Origin of the sequence: Mesorhizobium sp. WSM3864 (assembly GCF_002294955.1) — a bacterium.
Taxonomy (GTDB): domain Bacteria; phylum Pseudomonadota; class Alphaproteobacteria; order Rhizobiales; family Rhizobiaceae; genus Mesorhizobium.
Window position 1 is genome coordinate 1 of record NZ_NSGD01000024.1, and the last position, 21,419, is coordinate 21,419.

Consider the following 21,419-nt stretch of genomic DNA (forward strand, 5'->3'; position numbering starts at 1 on the left):
GTTCTCCCTTCCACCGCAATGAATCATCAAACCGTAACTCTGGGAATCCCGAATCCTTTAAAGGGCGACGTGCTTTAGTCCGTACTACCGGAAGGAAGTTGCTGCGCGGTCTGCGCCGAGGGCCGGCCTTTGCGGACGAGCGTCGGCTTCGAATACTCTTTCTTCATGGCGAAATCTCCCCTGCCTCGCCGGAAAATGCGGTACGACCATCGGACTGTCAAGCAGATGGCAGGCCGGTGGATGGCAGGCCGGTGAGGCCGGCCCGATCGACCACCTTCCCCTCCCGTGCCACTTCCCTGCCCGCGCGATACACGGTCCGCTCCTTCGGCACCCCCACCACCGCTTCCGGCACATGCTCGGCCCTGAGCGCGACGAAATCGGCCCTGGCGCCGACGGCGATGCCATAGCCTTCGAGCCCTAGCGCCCTGGCGCCGGCATGGCTCACCACGTCGTAGGCTGCTTCCAGCTCGCGATCCTCGTAGAAGCCGGAGCGGTAGCCGATCATGTTGGCGCGGTTCAGCATGTCGCCATCGCCGTAGGGCCACCAGGAATCGCGGATGTTGTCGGAGCCGGCAAAGACCGTGACGCCCGCCTTGCGCAATGCCGCCACCGGCGGGAAAGGATGGTTGCCGGGCGCGTTGGTCATGATGGCGACGCCGGAGGCGGCGAGCAGCTCGCCGGCTTTGGCCAGCGCGTCGGCGGAAATGTCGCCCAGCGCATAGGCGTGGCTGACGGCGACTTTGCCTTGCATGCCCAGTGCCGTGCTCCGCGCGGCGATCTCCTCGATCTCGAACAGGCCGAGGGTGCCGCCGTCATGCAGGTGGATATCGATTCCGGCGCCGTGTTTTTCGGCAAGGCCGAAGACGACGTCGAGATGGCCCTTCACATCGCGGTCAAAGCTTGCCGGGTCGAGCCCGCCGATCAGATCACAGCCGAGCTTCAAAGCCTCGTCCAGAAGCTCGGCGATGCCGGGCGACGACTGGATGCCGCTTTGCGGGAAGGCGACGAGTTGGATGTCGATCAGCTCGCAATATTTTTCGCGCACGGCAAGGATCGTCTCGACATGTTTCAGCCCGACCGCGGCGTCGACCATGATATGGCTGCGCATCGCGAGGCTGCCATTGCCAACGCAAAGCTCGAGCTGGTTTTTCGCGCGCTCGTCCATCGGCGCGGCCTGCTCGAGGTTCCGCATCTGGAAGGCGACCCGCTCGCGCACGTCGAAGCCGTTGGTGCAGGGAATGTGCGGGCGCCAGACATCGCCATAGAAGGAGGTGTCGAGATGGATGTGGCCCTCGATGAAGGCCGGCAGCACGAGCTGGCCGGCGAGGTCGACGGCGCCTGGCGGCGCGCCGGCGGCATTGGCGGCGGGCGTGATGGCGCTGAAGCGGCCGTCGGCGACGGTGAGGTCGGCCAGGGAGCCGTCGGCGAGTTTTGCGTTGAGAAAGCGGGGCAAGATGCAATCCATCAGCAATGATGCATCAGTCGTCGTCCCTCGGCCGCCAGAGGTCAATGCGGATCGGGATAGAAAGTGTTTCGCCCAAGTTCTCTGTCACCCGCGGTTGGCAGATCGCGCGCCCGGCCGGCTGCGCCGCCGTTAACCTTAATTCCAAACGGCGGTGGGGAAGTCCCTGTCGCCTGCCTATTCCGCTATCGCGGAAGTTTCGGCACGAGAAAAACATGCCATAGTCCAGGCTGCGGTACGAGGCCGCCTTGGTCGACGCGGACGCCCAAGCACATCCCCAACAATGTCGCCCCCAACGGCCGCGTCGACCTTGTACTGAACGGCGATCTGACCCGGGTCGCCGTTTTGTTTTTGGCCATCAGGCCTGGGACTTTGCGTATTCCGCGACCAGCCCGTCATATTCCTCGAAAGCCGGCAGGGCCGCGTAGCTGTGCAGGGCGAGCGTCTCGACCCAGGGCAGCTTCTCGCTGGTCCAGGTCTCGACGAAAGGCGTGAACCAGGCGGGGTCGTCCAGCATGGTCGGGCGCAGGTTGACGAACCAATCGAGCCCCTCCGGCCGGGTGAACATCCAGCTCATGCAGTAGCCGCAGAAATAGTGCTTCGAAGCGCCATGCAGACCGCCGATCACCGGCTCGCCCTTGGTGATCTCGAACCCATCCGCGGGGATCGCGGCGCTCAGCGAATAGGCGCTCGACGACATCTTCTGGCAGCCGGTGCAATGGCAGGCCATGGTGAGCAGCGGCTTGGCGGAGATCCTGAGGCGCACGCGGCCGCAGCGGCAGCCACCTTCGGCAGGCAGGGAGGGGATTGGCATGAGCGCTCCTTGGGTTGGTTTTCCCTTCTCATCCGTCGCCTTCGGCGACGCGTTCTTCCCACAAGGAAGAAGGAGGAGCCAAGCCCTCAGCCCCCAATCAGCGCCGTGGTCGTCGTCAGCCGCGCGCCCTGCTCGGCGAAGGCTTTGTTGTGCCGGATGATGATGTCGGGCGCTTTCTCCTCCTCAGAATCGAGCGTCGAATGCGCATCCGAAACCACGGTGACGCCGAGGCCCTGGGCAAGAGCGCCTTTCACCGTGGCGGCAACGCAGAAATCGCTCTGGGCGCCGATGAGCACCACGTCGCGAACGCCCTGCCCCGCGACCCACTGCCCGAGCTCGGCGTTGGAGAAGGCATTGCCGACGCTCTTGCCGAAGGTTGGCTCACCGGCCGCCTGGCCGAGTTGCGGCCATACCGGCCAGCCGGAAGCGCCCGGCGCCAGCGGATCGCCCGCCGGCCCGTCATGACGCACGAAGGCCACCTTGCGGCCGGTTTTCCGCGCCCAATCGATCAGTTTTCGCGCGCGCTCGGCAATGACGTCGGCATCATGGATCGGCGGATCGAAACGGCCGTCGAACATGCCGGTCTGCAGGTCGATGACGATCAGCGGAGCGGCGGCCGAGGGAGCGGTGTCTGGCATGGGCGCGAAGATAGCGGAGGTGGGGGGTGGGTCAAGGACGGGGACGAGCTTGGTCCCCCTGTTGTCGGGGAGATCTGCGATTTCGCCGCCTCAGCCAATCCCGCCCGTCACCACATAGGCGCCGGCGCTCCGCCCGTCCGCCAGCCTCACGATCGCCGTGACGATCGAGCCGTAAGCGCCGCGCCAGACGCTGTGGAAGCCCTCGTGGTTCGAGGCCGGCACGACGATCCGGCCGGTGTGGCGATTGCCGTTTCGCTGCATGGCGACCGATTCGCCGTTGACGTGGACCTTGACCACGGCTGCATCCGGCCCGGCCTCGGCCGCGTCGATCTCCAGCGCGATCGCGATCTCGTCAGTGTCGTCGCCGGCGTGGATTGTCTCGGCGGTGAGGGCCAGCGTAAGCGGCGCTTCGCTGGGGCGGCCCAATGTGCCCCCGCTCCGTTCAAACACATCATCGGCCAGCGGCGGCGTGCGTGGCGGGCGGGTACGGCGCTTGGTGGCGCGCTCGTAGTTGCCGGCCATCGTCAGCAGCGCCACGTCGTCAAAGGCCTTGCCGGCGAAGGTGAGGCCCACCGGCATGCCGATATCGGCCATGGTGCCCATCGGCACCGTCACCGTCGGGATGCCGAGATGGCGCCAGACCAGATTGCCGTTGGCGACCCAGGTGCCGTTGCGCCAGGCAAGATCGGCGGAGGCCTCGCTGACATCCGCATCGGCCGGGCCGACATCGGCGACGGCCGGCAACACCACGGCGTCGAGGCGGTTGGCGTCGAGCCAGTTCTCGAAGTCGATGCGGCGCATCTCTTCCAGCCCCTTCAGCCCGTCCTCGATGGTGGGGATGGCCTCGAGCGGGTTCACCCCGTTTTTCGCCCGCTCGACATAGTCCGCCAGGTCGAAGCCGTCGTCGCCATAGCGGTCGGGCAGTGTGCCCGGCGGCTGCGGGAAGATTTTCGGGCCATCGACCGTGGCAAGATCGGGAATCGCCGGATCAGCATTGGCGCGCAGGAAATCGTCCCACGACCAGATTGACAGGTCCCAGACCTCGCGGTTTGCAAATTCCTCCGGCACCAGGCCGCGATCAACCATAGAGCGCGCGCCCGGACGGTCGCGCTCATAGTTCGATACGACGGGGAAATCGGCCTCGACCACCTCGGCGCCGAGCGCCTGCAGGTCATGCGCGGCCTGCCGCCAGAGCTCCAGCACCGAGGCGCGCGTCTCGATCGGCCGGTCGGCGCCGAGATCCTTGCCGATATACATTTTCGGCACGCCGAGCCGCTTGCCCTCGAGCGCGCCTTGCAGGGGAAGCCCGGTAAAGCTCGCCGGCCTCAGCGCTGATGCCTTTGGGATCGAAACCCAGGGCTGCACACGCCAGAAGTCGCCGCGCGTTTCCTCGTCGTCGGCGACGATCACGTCGAGCAGTTCCAGCATGTCCGGCACGCTGCGCGTATGCGGCACCACCACATCCATGGTCGGCACCAGTGGCCAGTTGCCGCGCACCGAGATCACGCCGCGCGAAGGGGTGTAGGCGACCAGCGCGTTGTTAGAGGCGGGCGCGCGGCCGGACGACCAGGTTTCTTCGCCGAGCCCGAAGGCGGCGAAGCTGGCGGCCGTCGCCGTGCCCGAGCCGTTCGACGAGCCGGAGGCGAAGGCGGCGGTGAGATAATCCTTGTTGTAGGGGCTCTCGGCGCGACCATAGAGGCCGCGCTGCATGCCGCCATTGGCCATCGGCGGCATGTTGGTGAGGCCGATGAGCACCGCGCCCGCGGCGCGCAGCCGGGCAATCGTGAAGGCGTCCTCGCTGGCGATCAGATGCTCGAAGGCCGGCGAGCCGGCCGCGACCGTCAGGCCTTTCGCCTTGTAGCTGTCCTTGGCGGTGTAGGGGATGCCGTCCAGCGGTCCAAGCGTTTTGCCCGCGCGGCGTCGGCGGTCGGAAGCTGCCGCCTCCTCGAACATCTTTGGATTGAGGATGGGCACGGCGTTCAGCGCTATGCCGTGGCGGTCGTAATGGGCGATGCGCCGCAGGTACGCGCCGGTGAGCTCGACGCTGGTGACTGTGCTGTCTTCCAGCGCGCGGCGCAGGTCGGCGATCGAGGCTTCGACTATATTCATGGCTTGGCGAACCTCTTGTCAGCAATCACGCGTCCGACGAAGGTTGGCTCGAAATTCGTAAGCCGCGATCCGTCACACCCCCCTCTGCCCTGCCGGCATCTCCCCCGCAAGGAGGGAGATTGGATGTCGCGCAAGCTTTTGCCAAACCGCCGACGTTGCAGGGAGGGCCCCGTAGCCGATCTGCTGATCTCCCCAAAGGTCGGGGAGATGGCCGGCAAGCCAGAGGCGGGCGCTGTCCTGCCGACAATTCAGACGATCGAAGAGGTGCTAGTTCGGTGTTTTGACTTGCGTTCGATCCACCAGTCGTTCTGCCAATCTTCATAGCCGAGAAGCGAGCCCCCATCCGCTCGAGAGATTCGTTCCAGCCGGTTTTGGCGAACACTTTCGATAACAGCAGAAACGCGTCTATCCGCCACTCCTCCCCGGGGAGTGAGAAGAAGGCGCGCCGCCACCCTTGGAAGTCGGGGAAACGGGCGTGCTCGGCTTCGGTAAAGGGAGTATCGATGACATGACGCACCAACCGGCCCGAGCGCACAAACGGGTCGAAGCGAGCCAACGTTTCCGACAGCCATTCCGCCGGATAAGCGTCATGGAAGACTGCCAGCGGCTTGCGACCTTCCAGCATCAGCGGCAGCTCGAAATTCGTATGAACGAGATACGGGACCTCACGGATTGGATGCCAGGACTCGATGCGGTTGAGCCTTCCATCAAGCTCGCGAGGTGGAATGCATATCGCGCCAAGTCGCTCGAGGTCGTCCGGGTCCAAATGCCATGAACCGGATAGCTGTGGACTGTCGCACGCCAGAACCGCGCGAAGCTCTTCCAGGTCTGAGACGCGAATTCGGGCTTCGGCGACCGCCGAACCGGTCGCAGGATCGATCTCCTGCAGGACAAAATAGATGGATTCGGCAGTGTTGCTCACATGGTGACGATGGCTGCTTGGACAATACTTGTACAGGCTTTCTTCAGACAGGCCACATTCCTTCGCTTGCCCCTCTGCCCTGTTGGGCATCTCCCCCGCAAGGGCCCGCAAGGGGGAGATTGGATGTCGCGCAAGCTGTCGCCAATCTCCTACTTTGCTACTGCGGCGCGCCGGCGAACAGTACCGTGCCCTCCCCTCCTGCCGCCGGCCAGTCGCGGATGGTGCCGTCGATGCCGCCGGTGAGAAGCGTGCCGGCGGCGGCGAAGGCGACCGAGTAGATCGGCCCGGTGCCGGGGTCGAACTCGGCGATCTCGGCGCCCGTATCCATATTCCAGATCCGCGCCGTGCCGTCGAGCGAGGCGGAGCCGAGCCGTTTGCCGTCGGCCGATAAGGCGAGCGCATAGACGGTGCCGGAGTGGCCGTCGAAGCGGCGGACCTCCTTGAAGGTGTCGAGGTCCCAGAGTTTTATCGTATAGTCGCCGCTGCCGGTCACCGCATGGTGGCCGTCGGCCAGGAAGAGCGCGCCATAGGCGCCGCGATCGTGGCCGTGCCAGCTGCGCAGCTGCTTGCCCGCAGGGATGTCCCAGAGCTTCAGTTCGCCATCGATGCTGCCGGTGAGCGCCCTGGCGCCATCTGGCGAGATGGCGACGGAACTCACCGACCAATCGTGGCCCGGCAGGACATGCAGCACCGTGCCTTTCTGCAAATCCCAGACGACGACGGAACCGGTGTCGTGGCCGCTGACGGCGAGCTTGCCGTCGGGGCTGATCTTCAGTTGCCGGACGCCGCCGTTCGCTCCGGACGAGAAGACATGCAGCACTGTGCCATCGGAAAGCTGGCGCAGCACGATCTCGCCGTCGTCGCCGGCGGTGAGCGCGCTTCTGCCGTCGGGCATGAAGAGCGCGCTGCGCGCCATGTCCTTGTGGACGCCGAGGTCGCGGATCAGCCGCTTGCCGTCGATATCCCAGAGCTTGATCATGCGATCGGTGCTGGCGCTCATGATCTGGTGGCCGTCGGCCGACACCGCCAGCCAGACGACGGCATCGCGGTGGCCTTCCGGCGCGGTCGGCTGGGCTGGGGGCGGTGGCCGAGGCGGCGCCAGCGTCTGCGGCCGCGTGGCCGGCGCCAGCGCGGTCTGCTGGGCCGGCGTTGTTGCAGGCTGCGCCGGTGCGGCGGGCTGCGGCGGAGCGGCCGCCGGCTCGGACGGTGCGGTCGTCGACGCCGGCGCGACAGGCCCGGAGGCCGGCTCGGTCCCAGGCTCCGCCGGAGCGACGGCGACTTCCCTGGCCGGCGCGGCCGCATCGCCCCCTGTTTCCCGCCACCGGCCGAACTGGTCGGCGAGGATGACGACAAGGGCAATGAGCGGCACGGCAAGCGCGATGCGGCGCAGCCGCGGGCGCCCGGCCGGCACGATCTCGGCGTCGCGGCCGAACAGAGGCGCCGAAGGCTCATGCCTTGGCGCGCCCGGCAGCAGGCCGGCAAGGAACGAAAGCCCGGCGAGAATCGAAAGCATGCCCGCCGCGCCGAAGATCCCGGCGCTCGCCGTGGCCGGGGGCTTGCCCCCCAGCGCCAGATAGAGCTTGGCGAAGCAAGCGAAGCCGACGACGAGCATCGCCAGCGCCAACAGCCTGTCGGTCGATCTTTTCATCGGCATCCCCCAGGCGCCTCCACTCCAACTGGCCGAAGGCGCATCGGCCATTCTAGCCGAGCTTTCCGCCGGGGCTAAGTGCAAGACATCACACGAAGAAAGATAAACGTGCTTTGGCGCGGCGTGACTTCTTCAATCCCGCGCCGGCCGAATTTCGGCTTTACTCAGCCGGCCGGCCAATATCCCGATGCTCCGAACCGAAGCGTGATGTCTTTCGCTCCATAAACAAGCGGCCCGTGAGCAGAAAGCCACACTCCCCAAGAATAACAAGCTCGACTACCCGCGCTGGTTGACAGCAAACGCTCTTATGACATTATCCGCCCGGGATTTTCAGGAGAGCCACAGCATGAAGAAGATTTATGAGAAGCCTGTGTTGGTCCGCAAAGGCAAGCTTTCGATGGTCACTGGAGGTCCTTCGGCAGTGGTGGGTTGATCCGGGAAATCCCGTCTGATCCTATATTCGGAAGCCAGCTGTGCTCATGGCTTCGTTGCGCCCTAGCAAGCAGTTTCGATACTTTTGCCGGCATGAACAGTTGAACGGGGGAATTCAATCATGAAGAAGACTTACGAGAAGCCTGTGTTGGTCCGCAAAGACAAACTGTCGGCAGTTACGGCGTTGAACAGCCCTTCGAACCCAACCCCACAATGAGGCCAAGCGATCGTTAGGCTTAGCCCGAGGCAGCCTTTGCGCCACTCGCGCTGATCTGCCCGATGTGGATGTTTGGACAAGGTTCGGAAGACCTTCGAAATCCCAACCTCGCCAGGGATGACAAGGCTTCGGCGACTGCGGCAATCAGTGCCGCTGGTTCCGGCCCCGGCCGTCGAAGCCGAACCCATGGTTTGAGCGGTTCACCGCGTTTGTTGAAAATACGCGGAGGCTGGTAAATGCGCCCCGCGATAACAACCGCAAGCAACTTGATCGTCTTCGAACAATTTCGGCCCGTGCCTAGCGCACCAATAACAATCTGTCCAGCACAGCTTGCCAATAGTGCTTCGTGGAAATGCGTACGCGCGTCACCGCCTTGAGCATTGGCGCGTAGTGAACCGGCGCCAACGCCGAGAGCGCTATCTCGTCGCTCGCGACCAGTTCTTCGCCGAGCCAGCTTTCGACCAATGCTACCTCGCCTTCCGAGGCCAGCCACGCGGCGGTGAGCATCACCGAATGAAAGCCGAAGGGCGTCGTGTCTGCAAACTCCGCCGGGTGGCCACTACTGGTGTAGGCGACACGGCCGCGCAAGAGATTGCCGTTTAGGTAGCCCTCGCTGTCCTTGACGTATTGGCTCGTCAGGGTATTGAGGTTGCGCCATTCAAGGCCGGCATGGCCGCAGGGGATTTTCTGGAAGGGAAGAATGGTGACGGCGTCGAAGCCGATCATTTCAAGCGCTGAGTCGTCTGCAATCGCATTCGGCCGCAAAAGTCCGAGGTCGGCCGGATAGGGCGTGAGCGCCAGGCGCCGGTCGAGGCCCGATCCCGAGATCGCCAGCGTATCGGCGTCGCCATGAAGACCAATAAGGAAATCGCCGGGCGGAAGCTGCCAAGTCTCCAGCACCCTCCCCTTGCCCAGCACATGAAGCGCCGCCTCGGCCGCGGCCTTGCCGCGAATGAAGCGTGCCGGCGAGATGCCGACCGCCTTCGGCAAATCCTCGCCCGCGAGACCGGCCGGCGCGCCGGGCACTGCGTCGAGGCGCAGCGACTGGATCTCATTGCCGGTGCTCACACGCCAGCCTTTTGGCACCGAAACGGAAAACTGGTAGGTTCCGGGCTTGCACAAAACGGCCCGGCGCTTCTTCGACGACATGACGAAATTTGCGAAGCCGCCATTGTTGGTGCGCACTGCGGCGAGGAAGGCGCCGGTTTCGTCATAGGCCCGCACCACGATGCCGGCGATAGGCCGGTCGGCCTGACCGAACTTGCCGTCGCCATCGACATCCATGAAGACGAAGGACGAGAAATTGACTTTGCCGGACGTCTGCCCCCAGGCAGTGCGGGGCGCGTAATCGCGGGTGGGGTCGGCACTGCCGCGAGCCCTGCGGCGCTTGCGCCGCCAGCGCAAAGCGAACGCGATGAGGGCAATGGCGCCGGCGATGACAAGGACGGAGATGAAGAGGACGAGGGCGTTGTCAGCCACGGCGGGAGAGCGTTGGCTGGAGAAAAATACACAAGCTGAAAAGCATAAGGTCCGCGTCCCCTCGTAATCCTGCAAAAGCTAACGCGAGCCGTCGTTGCTGCACAGACATTATTTGCGAGAGGCTGGCATCAAAACGTAGAGACGCCGGCGGGACAGCGCCGCCTTTCCCTTCTCCCGTTTAGAAGCTCAGGTCGCCAGTTCCACCCACGCCGGCGCATGGTCGCTGGCGTTTTCCTCGCCACGCACCTCCCGATCGATGCCCGCTCCTTTCAGCTTCCGCGCCAGCTTCTTCGACAACAGAATGTGGTCGAGCCGTAGGCCGGCGTCGCGCGGCCAGCGGTTCCGGCGGTAGTCCCAGAACGTGTAGAGCTTCTCCTGCTTCGGAAAGACCTTGCGCAGCGCATCCGTCCAGCCCTGATCGATCAGCGCCGCAAAGGCGGCGCGGCTTTCAGGCTGCACCAGCGCGTTGTCGTCATAGGAGCGGGTGGCGTAGATGTCGCGCGGCTCGGGCACGACGTTGAAGTCGCCGGCAAGCACGACCGGCAGGCCGGTGTCGAACAATTCGCTCGCATGCGCCGCGAAGCGCTGGTGCCAGGCGAGCTTGTAGGTGAACTTAGGCCCGGGCTGCGGGTTGCCGTTCGGCGCGTAGAGGCAGGCAATCACGATGCCGTTGACCGCCGCCTCGATGTAGCGCGCCTGGCGGTCGGCATCGTCGCCGGGCAGCGCGTCGCGTGTCAGCACCGGCTCGGCGCCGCGAGCCAGGATGGCGACGCCGTTCCAGGTCGGCTCGCCCTTCCACACCGCACCATAACCGGCCTTCGCCAGCCGGGTCAGCGGAAACTGCGTGCCGCGGGATTTCAGTTCCTGCAGACAGACGACGTCGGGCTTGGCTTTGACGAGCCAAGCCAAAAGGTTTTCCAGCCGGCTGTTGATGTTGTTGATGTTGAAGGTGGCGAGTTTCATTTGCCGAAGACGCCTCTTCATTCGTCATCCTCGGGCTTGACCCAAGGATCCATGCCGTGACCATCGCCGTGGAACCCTGCGGGGGCAAAATTCTGAGCTGTTGCAATGCCAGCGTTACGGCATGGATCCTAGGTCTGCGCCGCGTCGCTTCGCTCCTTGCTTCGCCCTATGATGACGAAGCGAGAGGCGCCATCCGAGCTTTTATCGTCTCCGCCACCGTCTTCAGGTGATCCGCCACCGAAAAACCCGACACCGCCTTACGCGGCTTGAGATCGTGGTCGCCGTCCTCCAGCCAGACCACCTCTATTGCCGCTGACAGCCCGTAGGTCGCGACCTCGTCCCTGGTGCCGAACTCGTCGCGCGTGCCCTGGAAGATCAGCGTCGGGGCCTTCAGGTCGGTGAGATGTTTTGTCCGCAGTTGCTCCGGCTTTCCCGGCGGATGGAAGGGGTAGCCCAGACAAACCAGGCCAGCGATCTCGCCCTTGGCAAACATCTCGTCGGCGACCATCGAGGCGACGCGCCCGCCCATCGACTTGCCGCCAATGATGAGCTTGCCGGTCAAGCCTTTGGCGCGCAGATCGGCGATCGCCTTGACATATTCCGGGTTCACCGTCTCGGCGCGCGGCGGCGGCTTGCGATGGCCAAAACGGCGCGCAGCCATGTAGTGGAACTCGAAGCGCGCGACGCGGAAACCGGCGGTGGCGAGAGCCTTCGCTGTCACGGCCATTGAGGCCGAGTCCATCGGCGCACCGGCGCCATGAGCGAGCAGGACGGTGACAGCGGCAGAGTCGGGGCCGTCGAAGAGGAAGTAGGTCATCGGGCGGGCTTCCTGGCAAGGCCGCACTCCGTCCCCTCTGCCCTGCCGCGCATCTCCCCCGCAAGGGGGGAGATTGGCAACTTTGGCGCCGCGCCTGACCTCTTACGCTGGCGATTGGCGAAAGCGGACGCGACGGCTGATCTCCCCCCTTGCGGGGGAGATGGCCGGCAGGCCAGAGGGGGGTGTTCAAGCGCGAACATCTCGCTCACCGGCCATGTGCAAATCCACGAACTGGATCCCCTTCTGCGCCAGTCTTGCCCATTCGGACTCCGCGTCGAGCTCCAGATAGCGCGCCCACAGTCGGCGGGCTTCGGCCAGATTGCCGGCGTCGAACTCAAGCCGGGCCAGGTTGAACACCGGGTCGGCATAGGCCTTGTCGAGCGCCATCGCCTTCTGCAGGTGCCGCCGCGCCGACGCGACCTTGCCTTCGTCGCCCACCAAGCCGGCGAGGTTGAACCAGGCTTCGACGAAGCCTGGATCGAGCTTTATCGCGCGGGCATAATCATGCGCGGCTTCCGCTGCGCGGCCGGCGCCGCGCAGGCAATTGGCGCGATTGAAGGCGGCGATGGCATCTTTCGGATCGATCGCCATGCAGCGCTGGTAGAGCGTTGCGGCCTCGTCGTGCCGCCCCTCCTCTTCCGCGGCTTCCGCCTCGGCGAACAGCTCCTCCAGCGTGTCGTCTTCCGGTGAGCCGAGGTCGAACAGAAGCTGGCCGTCGAGCTCGCTGCGGCCCTCGTCGAGATAGATCGCGTCCGGCCGGCCATGCTGCGAACCGAGATTGAGCGACTTGGCAGTGAGCGAGGCGACCGGTCCGGAGCGATGCACCGAACGCGCGATCGCGCCCCACGTCGCGCCGCTGGCGATCAGCCCGGCATATTTTCTGGCCAGGATCAGGTCGCGGAATGAATAGGGTTCGCCGTCATGTTCGAAGGCGTCGAACAGCGACAGCATGTCGAGATCGCTGGCGGCAAGCCGCGACTGGTCGATCAGCGACTGCCGGGACAGCGACGACGCCTGAGGCGCCTTCAACAGACCGAGCAAGCGCAGGAAGCCGTTTTCGCTGACCAATTCGCGCCCGGCTTCGCGCTCGGCCTGAACGCGGCGCTCGATGTCGGCATCGCCCGTTCTTGCCGTGGCCGCCTTGGCCAGCAGCGTGCGGCCGAACACGACATGGGTGGTGCGACGGGTGACGCCGCGCCTCAACTCGGCATGGCGGCGCTCGACCTCGCGCGCGGCGAGCCTGAGCGGAAACGCGGCCAGCGGGCCGACGGCGCCGAACACGGCGCCGGGGAGGATCACCGGCCCTCCCGTCACTTCTTGCTCTTGCCGACGGCTTTCAACAGGTTCGCTTTCAGCGGGTTCTCAGGCGCGCCGCCGCCGGCGGCCGCCTTCTTGGCGGGCTTGGCCGGCGCCTCCTCGGCCTTGCTCTTCGACTTGGCCGGCGGCTTGGCCGACTGCGACAGGCTCGCTTTCAGCGCATCCATCAGGTTGATGACATTGCCGCGTTCGGGCGCCGCCGCGATGATCGGCTTGTGGCCTTTGAGCTTCTCGCGGATCATCCCCATCAGCGCCACTTCGTAGCGATCCTCGTAATTCTTCGGATCGAAATGAGTTTCCTTCTGCTTGATCAGCGCCTGGGCGAGATCGAGCATTTCCGGATCCGGCTTGCCGGCCGGGATGTTGCCGAAATATTCAGCCGTGCCGCGCACTTCGTTGGGGTTCCTCAAGGTGCAGACGAACATGCCGTTCTCGCGCGGGCCGATCGTCACCACGCGCTCGCGGCTGGAAAGGACCAGGCGGGCGATCGCCAGCTTGCCGGATTTGCGCATCGCTTCCCGCAGCACCGCGAAGGTCTCCTCGGCCATGGCGCCGTCCGGGGCAAGGTAATAGGGCGAGTCCTGGTAGATGACGTCGACCTCATTCTCGTCGACGAAGGCCTCGATGTTCATCGTGTGGTTGGATTCGATCCGGACCGCGTCGAGGTCGGCATCATCGATGATGATGTACTGCTTATCCTCATATTCGTAGCCCCGGACCAGGTCCGAGCGTTCGACCAGGCCGAGTTCGGGGTCGACCGGCTTCATGTTGATGCGGTTGTGGGTCTTCTTGTGCAACTGGTTGAACGAGATGCGCTCGCTCGCGCTGGTGGCCGGATAAAGCCGGACCGGACAGCTGACGAGGCTGAGCTTGAGGTAACCTTTCCAACTTGCCCTGGGCGCCATGATGAACTCCTACGCGGCCATGCACTGACAGTTACTTTTTTGGAAGCATGATTTTAGCCGAACACCGGTCCGACTTTTCGCGATCATGCTCCCGGCGCTTCGTCCGAAGGACGGTTGGCGCTCCGGAAATCCTACACCGACCCTTGATGGTACATGCAAATTGCTGACGAAGTGTTCTTGGACCGGCTGGCGCGGAGGATAATTCAAATTGTAGGAAGCGTCGATGGAGATGGATTGGGGCTTGGGACTGGGCGAAAGTCTAGCAAGGAGCGAAGCGACGCACCCTAGGATGACGAAAAATGGGACGGCAAATCCCTGGCGGCCTCGTCGATCTCCGCCCAGGGATCGCCCGAGGTCTCCAACAGTCCCGGCAGCGAGGCGTAGTTCAGATCCTCGGGCGCGTCGATAGCCTCCAGATCGGTCCAACTCATCGGGGTCGAGGCCGGCAGGTTGGTGCGGGCGCGCAGCGAATAGGGAGCGGCGGAGGTGTGGCCGCGGGCGTTGCGGTGGAAGTCGATGAAAATGCGCTTCTTGCGGTTTTCCTTGCCCATGACTGTGACGAAAGTGTCGGGCGCGCTTGCCGCGAGCAAAGTGGAAATGGCGCTCGAGGCCTGGTGCAGTTTCTTCCAGTTCTGCTTGCGCGTCACCGGCACGGTGATGTGGATGCCCTTGCCGCCGGAGGTCTTTGCAAACGGCACCAGGCCGAGGCTCTCCAGCCCGCTCTTGATGTGGACGGCCGCCTCGACCACCTCGCGCCAGGAAATCCCCTCGCCCGGGTCGAGGTCGAAGACGATCTGGTCGGGCTTGTCGAGCTTGGTGCGGTGCGTGCCCCAGGTGTGGAACTCGACGACGCCGAACTGCGCCAGCGCCAGATAGCCCTTGGCGTCCTCGACCGAGAGGTAGGTCTTGGTCTCGCCTTCCGAACTGATGCTTTCGAACACCGCCACCGAGGGCGGCATGCCGGTGAAGGCGTGGCGCTGGAAGAAGCAGTCCTGCGGCCGCCCCGTCGGGCAGCGCACCAGCGACACCGGGCGGCCGATGATGTGCGGCAGCATGAAATCGCCGACCAGCGCGTAATAGACGGCAATGTCGAGCTTGGTCGGCCCGGTCTTGCCGAACAGCCGCCGCTCCGGATTGGTGACCCAGATGGTGGCGAGGTCGGACTCGGCGATCAGCCGCTTGCGCTTGACCGCAACCGGCGTCGTCAGGCCGCCGACATCGCGCAGGCCGCGGAAGACGCCGTGGCGGATCGCATTGTCGGCGGTGCGGTTCGAATAACGGACGCGTGCCGACAGCAGCGGCTTCACCCAATGCATCTCGCGCATGATCTCGCGCGGCACGCCTTCGGGCGGCGTGGCGCCGGCGGTCAGCCGCTCCAGCCGGGTCAGCAGGTCGGTCGCCATGTCGCGGTCGAAGCCGGTGCCGACCTTGCCGCGATAGTGCAATTCGCCGTCGACGAACTCGGCCATGCCCAGCGCCGCAAGCCCTTCCGCCCGGTCGGAAACGGTGTAGCCGGCGATGACGAAATCATCCGTCTTTTGCGCCTTGACCTTGGTCCAGCTCTTGGTTCGGCCGCTCATGTAGATGGCATCGGCGCGCTTGGAGACGACGCCTTCCAGCCCAAGGTCCGAGGCCTGGTCGTAAAGCCCGCGGCCATCGCCCTCGACGTGGTCGCTGTACTGGATGGCGGAGTTGGCCGCCTGGCCGGCGAGCAGTTCGGCAAGCAGCGCCTTACGCTTCTGCAGCGGCGCCCTGCGCAGGTCCCAGCCATCGAGATGCAGGAGATCGAAGGCGTAGAAATGCAGCTTCGAGCCGGCGCCCTGGGCCAGCGCGTCCTGCAGCAGCGCGAAGCGCGAGATGCCCTTGTCGTCCAGCACCATGATCTCGCCGTCGATGATCGCCCGGCTGACCGGCAGGCGCGAAAAGGCTTGCGAGAGGTCGCCGTAGCGCTTGGTCCAGTCGAGGCCGCCACGGGTGATCAGCCGCACATGCCCGTCCACGACATGCGCCATGGTGCGGTAGCCGTCGAATTTGATCTCGTGCAGCCAGAGCGTGCCGGTGTCCTCGCCACCGGGCGGCTCGCTCACCTGCGCGGCGAGCTGCGGCTCGATGCGGCTTGGCGGGTCTGCCTTGACCGCGCCGGGCAGCGCGCCGGGTTTCAGCGAGCCAGGTTTCGGCGGCAGGCGCTGCGGCTTTTTCGGCGGCGCGGCCAGTTCCTCGATGCGCCGGCCCGACTTGACGCTTTCCGGCCGCGCTTCGAGAATGTCGAGCTCGGTGTCGGAGGCGAGATCGCGCTCCTTGAAAAGCAGCCAATTCTTCTTGTTCTCGTCCTCGCCGGGCTTGGGCTTCAGCCGGGTCAGCATCCAGCCGCCATTGAGCTTCTGGCCGGCGAGCCGGAACTTGAAGGCGCCGGTGCGCAGGCTTTTGTCCACATCCTCCATCGGCGCCCAGGTGCCAGTGTCCCAGACGATCATCGGCCCGCCGCCATACTCGCCCTCGGGGATGACGCCCTCGAAGTCGATATATTCGATCGGGTGATCCTCGGTCTCGACCGCGAGGCGCTTGTCGGCCGGGTTGAGCGAGGGGCCGCGCGGCACCGCCCAGCTCTTCAGCACCCCGCCGACTTCGAGGCGCAGATCGTAGTGATCGGCGGTGGCGTGGTGCTTGTGGATAACGAAGCGGTTGCTGACTTCGCCTGCCGTGCCGCCCGCCGGTTCTGGGGTGCGGGAGAATTCGCGCTTGGCGCGGTAGGTTTTGAGTTGGGGAGCCGGCATGGGTTAGGTGCCGAAGCGCGTAGCCGACAGTGGCAAGGGCCGCGATCCTTCGCGCCCCCGAGCCCGCGCGGTCGTCATCCTCGGGCTTGACCCGAGGATCCATGCGGTGATCTTTACCGCGGACTGCAGCCGAGCAGAACTTGGACCGTCGTGACGCGTCCAGGTCACGGCATGGATCCCAGGGTCTCCGCGACGTCGCTTCGCTCCTGCTCCGCCCTGGGATGACGAAGGCACTACACTCAATCGTCGGTCGCCGGCGTCAATTCCAGCTCGGCCGGCGTCAGACCCTGCCGCAGCTGCGAGAGCCGGAACTCGTCGACCCAATAGGCTTCACCGTCGACCAGCACACGGGCGCTGTAAGTGCCGCCGGAAAAGCTCTGCGCGGTGACATAGACCTTGTGGCGGTCGAGCGCCTTCTTCACCGCGGCGCGGCGGGAATTTTCTCTGGCGACGGGACTGGCCATGGCTCACTCTGTACACGCTGGCGCTGAACAGTCTCTAAGGATGAATGAGAGCGGGGGGCGAGTCAATTTGGCGGGGCGACGGAGCGCCAAGCTCCCGTCAAGCGGGCGAGACGGCCGGCAGGCCAGACCAGAGAGGCACCGGAAGGACCGAGGCGGTTGAGCCAATAAGGGCCGCCGCTTTGTTGCTATCGATCTCCGAACAAGAAACTACGATGCGTCGGCGGGACAGCGCCCCCTCTGCTCTGCCGGCATCTCCGCCACAACAAGGGGAAGATTGGCCGTCGCCAGCGCCGCGCCCTATCTTGGAGTGCAACGAGGGAAGCACATGTCTCACATCCGCGCGATGACGAAGAACGATCTGCCAGCCGTCTCGCGGCTGCTGGGAGGATCCTGGCGGCGGACCTATTCGCCGATCATGGGTGAGGAAACCGTGGCCCGGCTCTCCGACGAAAAACATGCGCCCGACAAGCTCGCCGAAGAGCTCGCCGACGACAACAAGATGTCGTTCGTGGCCGAGCGGACCGACGGCTCGATCGCCGGCTATGCGATGGCAGCGATGGACGAGAGGGGCGATGTCATGCTCGACCGGCTGCATATCGAGCCGGAAGAGTTCGGCAGCGGCCTCGCCGTCGACCTCTTGCACGCGGTGCTTGCTGCCCATGCCGGCATTCCAAGCATCGCCCTGGAGGTGATCGAGGGCAATGAGCGGGCGATCGCCTTCTACCGCAAGCACGGCTTCGAGGTGGTCGAGCGCCGGCCGGCCGCACATGGCGTCGGCGGCCATGCCTCGTTGATCATGCGCCGAATGCTGCCGATGGCTTGACGCCGCGCTGGACGCATCGCGTCCCGGCATTATAATTTCGCGGGTGCTAATTTCTTACCGGAGACAGATGAATGAGCCTCGGCAAGCAGAAACTCGGCAGCCAGGGGCTCGTCGTGTCGGCCATCGGCCTCGGCTGCATGGGCATGAGCCAATCCTACGGCCCGGCCGACGAAGCGGAGTCGATCGCGACGATCCACCGGGCGATCGAGCTTGGCTGCACCTTCCTCGACACGGCCGAGGTCTACGGGCCTTTCATCAACGAGGAGCTGCTTGGACGCGCGCTGAAGGGCCGGCGCGACGAGGTGACGATCGCGACAAAATTCGGCTTCCGCATCGTCGACGGCAAGCAGGATGGCACCGGGCGCGACAGCCGGCCGGAGCATATCCGCGAGGTGGTCGAGGCTTCGCTCACGCGGCTCGCGACCGACCGCATCGACCTGCTCTATCAGCACCGCGTCGATCCTGACGTGCCGATGGAGGATGTCGCGGGCGCGGTCGGCGAGCTGGTGGCGGAGGGCAAGGTGCGCTTCTTCGGCCTGTCGGAGGCGGGGATATCCAACATTCGCCGCGCCCATGCCGTGCACCCAGTCTCGGCGCTGCAGAGCGAATATTCGCTGTGGGAGCGCAACCTCGAGCCCGAGATCATCCCGGCGCTTGCGGAAGTGGGCATCGGGCTGGTGCCGTTCGCACCGCTCGGCCGCGGTTTCCTCGCCGGCGACGTCAAGCGGGCGGAAGACTATCCCGAAGGCGATTTCCGGCGCGGCGACCCGCGCTATCAGGGCGAAAATTTCGACGCCAATGTCGCCGCCGCCGCTACGGTCCGCGAGATCGCCGTCGCCAAGGGGGTCAAGCCCGGCCAGGTGGCGATCGCCTGGCTGCTGGCCAAGGGGCCGGAATTCGGCATCGACATCGTGCCGATCCCCGGCACCAAGCGACGGACTTATCTGGAGGAGAATGTCGCCGCCGCCGACATCAAGCTCGATGCCACCGAGATGTTGGGGCTCGACATGGCGCTGACGCCTGAGAAGGTATCGGGGCCGCGGTATAACGAGCGGACGATGTCGATGGTGGATCGGTAGGGGTGAGGTAATCTCCCCGCTCTGGGGCCCTCAAGGGGGGAGATCAGCTCGGTCGATCCTACTGCTTATTGCAATCCGCCAGCGCCGCCATCGCCTTCTTGGCCTCGGCCTCGCTGGCGTATCTCTTCTTGCCCAGATCGACGACAAGCGTTCCGTCGGGCTTCTTCGGCACGATCTCGCACTGTTTCGAAACGGCGTCCCTGGCGACCCACCATTCCTCGGCCGCGACAGCAGGCAGGCTGGCAATGCCGGTAGAGAGGATAGCGATAGCGATGGTGCGAACCATTCCTGGCCTCCATTGTCGGTTTGCTGGAAAACAGGCCGGCGCTGCCGGCGCCGTTCGTCGACGGAACCGGCGCACCGCCTTGGGCAAACGCCCTCCCCGGGCCTTCTGTTCCGGCGCTCAACCGCCCGAATGCGGGTCGATGCTGTAGGGATGCACGGGATAGCCTGAGCCGATCGTCCCGCTCACCCGATCGATCCAGGCGCTGACCGCCGGATAGTCGGCAAGCGAAAAGCCGCAATCCTCGGCGCGATGGCCGTAGGCATAGACGGCGATGTCGGCGATGGTGAGTGAGCCGCCGACAAGGAACGGCGTGTCCTGCAGGCCGCGCTCGAGAGCGTCAAGCGCGCGGGCGCCCGCCTCACGCTTGCCGGCCACCAGCGGCTGATTGCGCTCCAGCCGCCCGGTCAGCGACCAGAAGCGCAGCGAGCCGATGACCGGCTCGACATAGTACTGCTCGAAGAACAGCCACTGCATGGCCTTGGCGCGCGTGAGCCGGTCCGCCGGCAGGTAGGGCGTCCCCTCCGCGACGCAAGCGAGGATGGCGTTGGATTCGGCGATCGCCGCACCATTCTCCACGGCGAGCACGGGAACGGCGCCGGCCGGATTGAGCTTCAGGAAGGCCTCCGTACGGCTCTCGCCCTCGAAGATAGAAACGATCCGGGTTTCATAAGCGATGCCGAGCAGGCCAAGCAGGACACGAACCTTCCAGGCATTTTGCGAGGGCAGATAATCGTAGAGCGTGAGCATGGGTGCGTCCCTCCTTGGCCAGGCTGGCTTCGCATAGGGCGTGCGCGGGCGCCACCCGATTTATGCGCCTTGATCTCCTCCCTTGAGGGGGAGATGTCGCCGAAGGCGACAGAGGGGGTCGTCTCCCGTAAATCGTCAGCGTCGTGTTCGTGGCGGACTGCGTAAGGCGCTGCGACCCCCTCTGGTCTTCCGACCATCTCCCCCTCAAGGGGGGAGATCGGCAGTTCCGCCACGCCTCACCCCGCAATATCCCTCGCCACCGCCTGCGCCTCGATGCCGATCTCGCGCAGCAGGCCGGTGACCGGATTGTAGAAGCCGACGAGGTAGACACCCAGCGCCGTCGCCCGTGGATTCACTCCACTCTTCCCCGGCCGCAGCTCCGCCGGCAGGATGCCGTCATAGCCAGGACGGTAGCCCGTGGCGAAGATTACGGCGTCGAAGTTTTGCTCCTGCCCGCCGGCGAATGTTGCGCCGTCCTCGGTGAAGCTGACGATATCGGGGAGAATGCCGATCCTGCCCGCCTTGATCGCCGCTACGGTGCCGACATCGATGACCGGAATGCGGCCGGCGTCGATCTGCTTGAGGATCCCTTCCTTCGGCCTGACGATGCCGTATTTCTCCAGCCTGCCCAGCGCAAGGTCGAGGATTTTCGGGAACATCCAGTCGTTCAGCGCCCGCGGCATCGGCCGGCTGGCGATGCCAACCATCTGGATCGGCACGCCGAAGAGCTGGCGCGGCACGATGTGGACGCCCCTGCGCACCGAGATCGTCGGATGCGCGCCGCTCTCGGCAAGGTCGAGCGCGATCTCGGCGCCGGTGTTGCCCATGCCGACGACCAGCACGTTCCTGGCCGTATAGGGCGTGGCCTCGGTGTAGGCGGCGCTGTGCAGCACCTCTCCCTTGAAGGTTTCGATGCCGGCAAAGGCCGGCGTTATCGGCTCGGCATTGTTGCCGGTGGCGATCACGATCTTGCGGGCGTTGAAAGGGCCGGCATCGGTCTCGACCACGATTTTTTCGCCCGCCCGGCGGATCGATTTCACCGTGACGGCGAAGCGCGGCTCCAGGCTGAAACGCGCGGCATAGGCGTCGAGATAGGCGACCACCTTTTCACGCGGAACGTAGCGTGGGTGGCTTTTCGGGAACGGCAGGAAAGGCAGTGACGAGAAGGACTTCACCGTGTGTAGGTGCAGCCGCCGGTAATGCCGCCGCCAGGCCGGCGCCAGCTCGCTCGCCTTTTCGAGGATGATGAAATCGACTCCGGCCCGCTTCAGGCAGGCCCCGACAGCCAGCCCCGCCGGTCCCGCGCCGACAATGACGACATTGGTATCCAAGGCAGCTCCCTCCCCCAAGGCAGGAAGAAGCTATGCCCGAGGTGTCGGAGGAGCAAGTAGGGGAATCACCTGGACTTGCGGGACAGGGTGCACCGAGCGAAATCGGATGAATGGCCGAGCGAGGCGCCGGAGTCTTATCTCGCTCCTTATCGGGAAATGTCGCCGAAGGCGACGGAGCGATCGCTGCGCGTG

At 65.1% G+C, this 21,419-nt stretch carries 18 protein-coding genes; 2 read left to right on the forward strand and 16 right to left on the reverse strand.

What is annotated here, in order from left to right; all coding sequences use genetic code 11:
* Nucleotides 1-217: 217 nt before the first annotated feature.
* From CK215_RS27285 to CK215_RS27350, 13 genes are all read right to left on the reverse strand, one after another.
* On the reverse strand, nucleotides 218-1,465 hold the full coding sequence (locus tag CK215_RS27285; RefSeq protein ID WP_095832764.1) for an amidohydrolase family protein: 1,248 nt from the start codon (nucleotides 1,463-1,465) through the stop codon (nucleotides 218-220).
* A gap of 355 nt (nucleotides 1,466-1,820) precedes the next feature.
* On the reverse strand, nucleotides 1,821-2,276 hold the full coding sequence (locus CK215_RS27290; RefSeq protein ID WP_095832765.1) for a GFA family protein: 456 nt from the start codon (nucleotides 2,274-2,276) through the stop codon (nucleotides 1,821-1,823).
* Between the two features lie 86 nt (nucleotides 2,277-2,362).
* Nucleotides 2,363-2,914: an isochorismatase family protein gene (locus CK215_RS27295; RefSeq protein ID WP_095832766.1), complete on the reverse strand. Its 552-nt coding sequence runs from the start codon at nucleotides 2,912-2,914 to the stop codon at nucleotides 2,363-2,365.
* A gap of 90 nt (nucleotides 2,915-3,004) precedes the next feature.
* On the reverse strand, nucleotides 3,005-5,023 hold the full coding sequence (locus tag CK215_RS27300) for an amidase (RefSeq protein WP_095832767.1): 2,019 nt from the start codon (nucleotides 5,021-5,023) through the stop codon (nucleotides 3,005-3,007).
* Between the two features lie 25 nt (nucleotides 5,024-5,048).
* Entirely contained in the window at nucleotides 5,049-6,035 is a 987-nt protein-coding gene (locus tag CK215_RS27305; protein WP_245418839.1) for a hypothetical protein, read from the reverse strand.
* Nucleotides 6,036-6,102: 67 nt separating this feature from the next.
* Nucleotides 6,103-7,593, reverse strand: a complete 1,491-nt coding sequence (locus CK215_RS27310; RefSeq protein ID WP_095832792.1) for a WD40 repeat domain-containing protein — start codon at nucleotides 7,591-7,593, stop codon at nucleotides 6,103-6,105.
* 946 nt (nucleotides 7,594-8,539) lie between these two features.
* Nucleotides 8,540-9,721, reverse strand: coding sequence for a hypothetical protein (locus CK215_RS27315; protein ID WP_095832768.1), 1,182 nt, complete (start codon nucleotides 9,719-9,721; stop codon nucleotides 8,540-8,542).
* Nucleotides 9,722-9,907: 186 nt separating this feature from the next.
* Nucleotides 9,908-10,684: an exodeoxyribonuclease III gene (gene xth, locus CK215_RS27320; RefSeq protein ID WP_095832769.1), complete on the reverse strand. Its 777-nt coding sequence runs from the start codon at nucleotides 10,682-10,684 to the stop codon at nucleotides 9,908-9,910.
* 166 nt (nucleotides 10,685-10,850) lie between these two features.
* Nucleotides 10,851-11,501, reverse strand: a complete 651-nt coding sequence (locus CK215_RS27325) for an alpha/beta family hydrolase (RefSeq protein ID WP_095832770.1) — start codon at nucleotides 11,499-11,501, stop codon at nucleotides 10,851-10,853.
* A 186-nt stretch (nucleotides 11,502-11,687) separates the two neighbouring features.
* On the reverse strand, nucleotides 11,688-12,800 hold the full coding sequence (locus CK215_RS27335; RefSeq protein ID WP_095829495.1) for a tetratricopeptide repeat protein: 1,113 nt from the start codon (nucleotides 12,798-12,800) through the stop codon (nucleotides 11,688-11,690).
* An 11-nt stretch (nucleotides 12,801-12,811) separates the two neighbouring features.
* Nucleotides 12,812-13,723 carry a Ku protein gene (locus CK215_RS27340; RefSeq protein WP_095778244.1) on the reverse strand — a complete coding sequence of 304 codons (912 nt, stop codon included), beginning with the start codon at nucleotides 13,721-13,723 and terminating at the stop codon, nucleotides 12,812-12,814.
* Nucleotides 13,724-14,007: 284 nt separating this feature from the next.
* The gene (ligD, locus tag CK215_RS27345) at nucleotides 14,008-16,497 is read right to left on the reverse strand and encodes a DNA ligase D (RefSeq protein WP_095832771.1); all 2,490 of its coding nucleotides are present in this window, start codon (nucleotides 16,495-16,497) and stop codon (nucleotides 14,008-14,010) included.
* 239 nt (nucleotides 16,498-16,736) lie between these two features.
* Nucleotides 16,737-16,961, reverse strand: a complete 225-nt coding sequence (locus tag CK215_RS27350; protein WP_066998505.1) for a hypothetical protein — start codon at nucleotides 16,959-16,961, stop codon at nucleotides 16,737-16,739.
* A gap of 325 nt (nucleotides 16,962-17,286) precedes the next feature.
* Between CK215_RS27350 and CK215_RS27355 the strand changes: the two genes are divergently transcribed.
* The gene (locus CK215_RS27355; protein ID WP_066998508.1) at nucleotides 17,287-17,784 is read left to right on the forward strand and encodes an N-acetyltransferase; all 498 of its coding nucleotides are present in this window, start codon (nucleotides 17,287-17,289) and stop codon (nucleotides 17,782-17,784) included.
* Between the two features lie 71 nt (nucleotides 17,785-17,855).
* Nucleotides 17,856-18,863, forward strand: coding sequence for an aldo/keto reductase (locus CK215_RS27360; protein ID WP_095832772.1), 1,008 nt, complete (start codon nucleotides 17,856-17,858; stop codon nucleotides 18,861-18,863).
* Nucleotides 18,864-18,921: 58 nt separating this feature from the next.
* Here the strand turns inward: CK215_RS27360 and CK215_RS27365 are convergent, their stop codons facing one another.
* The 3 genes from CK215_RS27365 to CK215_RS27375 all read right to left on the reverse strand — a co-directional run bounded on the left by CK215_RS27365 (nucleotide 18,922) and on the right by CK215_RS27375 (nucleotide 21,227).
* Complete coding sequence (locus tag CK215_RS27365) at nucleotides 18,922-19,149, reverse strand: hypothetical protein (RefSeq protein WP_095778240.1); 228 nt, start codon at nucleotides 19,147-19,149, stop codon at nucleotides 18,922-18,924.
* A gap of 117 nt (nucleotides 19,150-19,266) precedes the next feature.
* On the reverse strand, nucleotides 19,267-19,896 hold the full coding sequence (locus tag CK215_RS27370) for a glutathione S-transferase family protein (RefSeq protein ID WP_095832773.1): 630 nt from the start codon (nucleotides 19,894-19,896) through the stop codon (nucleotides 19,267-19,269).
* Nucleotides 19,897-20,132: 236 nt separating this feature from the next.
* Entirely contained in the window at nucleotides 20,133-21,227 is a 1,095-nt protein-coding gene (locus CK215_RS27375; RefSeq protein WP_095832774.1) for an NAD(P)/FAD-dependent oxidoreductase, read from the reverse strand.
* Between the last annotated feature and the right edge of the window lie 192 nt (nucleotides 21,228-21,419).